The sequence below is a fragment of the Thiohalocapsa halophila genome, assembly GCF_016583825.1.
Taxonomy (GTDB): Bacteria; Pseudomonadota; Gammaproteobacteria; order Chromatiales; family Chromatiaceae; genus Thiohalocapsa; species Thiohalocapsa halophila.
Genome location: NZ_NRRV01000175.1, coordinates 1 through 1,631, shown reverse-complemented (window position 1 = coordinate 1,631; position 1,631 = coordinate 1). Strand labels below are relative to the sequence as shown.

2 protein-coding genes are annotated in these 1,631 nt (G+C 59.9%); one reads left to right on the top strand and one right to left on the bottom strand.

All coding sequences use genetic code 11. From position 1 onward, the window contains the following. The coding region (locus CKO31_RS25790; RefSeq protein WP_200243699.1) for a substrate-binding domain-containing protein at positions 1-453 on the bottom strand (453 nt) is incomplete at its 3' end. Positions 454-947: 494 nt separating this feature from the next. Here CKO31_RS25790 and CKO31_RS27835 point away from each other — a divergent pair. Continuing rightward, positions 948-1,358, top strand: coding sequence for a four helix bundle protein (locus tag CKO31_RS27835; RefSeq protein WP_200243707.1), 411 nt, complete (start codon positions 948-950; stop codon positions 1,356-1,358). Positions 1,359-1,631: the final 273 nt, after the last annotated feature.

Here is a 1,631-nt window from a genome sequence, read left to right as displayed (position 1 = left end):
CTTGTAGGGGTTGGGCACCAAGGTATCGCCCTCGCCCGGAACGTCCTTGGCCAGTCCCAGAAACAGATCCTTCGGGGTGAAATCCATCTGCTCGACTGTCTTGGAGTTGCCAACGGTGATGCCGTCGTAGCCGAACATGACCTCGACGATGTCTTCGACCCCGTTGGCCTGACAGGTCTCGAACTCGGTGGCCTTGATGCGGCGCGAGGCGTTGGTGACGTCGGGGTGCTCAAGGCCGACGCCGGCGCAAAACAGCTTCAAGCCGCCACCGGAACCGGTGGACTCGATCTTGGGTGTCGTGAACTTCGAGGTCCGGCCGAAGTTCTCAGCGACCACGGTCGCGAAAGGGTACACGGTAGACGAGCCGACAATGAAAATCGTGTCTCGGGCGATGGCAGTGGTGCTGATGCAGGTCGCCGCAGCAACGGCGGTGGCAACGATGGCTCTCTTCACGGGTCGATTCCTCCAGGCTTGGTGGGACTGTGGGGTGGCAGGCGTTTGCGCGACGATAGTCCGGACGGCGGTCTGCGGCTTAACGGCCCTGAGATAGCCGGGGCCATCACGGGCTAGGGCCCTCACACGGGGTAACCGTCACACTCGCTCGCCGATAGATCTGGCCGCTGCCATATGCGGCTGCTGGAATATTCGACGGGCCGCATTTAACGGCGGCGATGCCAAACGCCAGCAGTCGAAAACGTTAATTATTATGTGCTGCAAAGGGTACAGGGCATCTGATTCGACCGTCAACAGCGATTCGGTTGGTTTGGTGGCGAGCCAACAAGAACTGCACTAACTCCCAGGGCTCGACAGGTCGTATAGGCGCTCGCATATCCGCCCCACACAACGCCGAGCGACAACGTCGCAGCCCTCTGGTGGTGTACAACACGCGACGCACCGAACGGGTCGGCCCCACTGCTCACTATATCGTGTAAAAAGCATATCCACACATACTAATACACAAGCTCTCCAACAGGCTGCTTCCACCTCAGGGACGGTTCACTAATAACCTTCAGAACTCTATCTATTGGTGGGCGGAGCCCAATCGGAATCAGAATCGCAATCCAAAGAGAAGAGGCCATATCGTATTCGGCCGTGACAGGCATTACCTATCCCGGGCAGGCATCGAGTGTATCGATCGAGCCTACCGGTATTGCGAGACGCTGCAAGGACACCGCAACGTGAAGAATCAGCGCCTGCGCGCATCGCAGGCGATGGCACTGAACAGTGCCGCGGGTAACGGCAAAGCGACGAACAGGAATCGACGCCGGTACTTTGAAATCGCACGAGCCTCAGCTGGCCTGCGCTGCGATTCAGAACCTGCTGCACGTGTGCCAGGCGTTGTCCGCAGACGACAATAATCAGCAGAAGGCACTGCTCGATCTTACTGTGGCGATGCTGGCGCAGCCCGGCCAGCGTAGCTACGCGGTCTGCGATACCCCCTAGGAAACCGCCTAGCAGGAGCATGGGCGGGTGCTGTGGCTGTGGGTGTTCACTTGGTGCCTCACGCCACGCTGTTCATCGTCGGGCGCCGCACCCGCGCGATGGTGCAGCACGTGCTCGGCGAGCACTTTCGCAACTGGCTGATGAGCGACGGCTATGGTGCCTATCGCGACCACGACCAACGTCTGCGC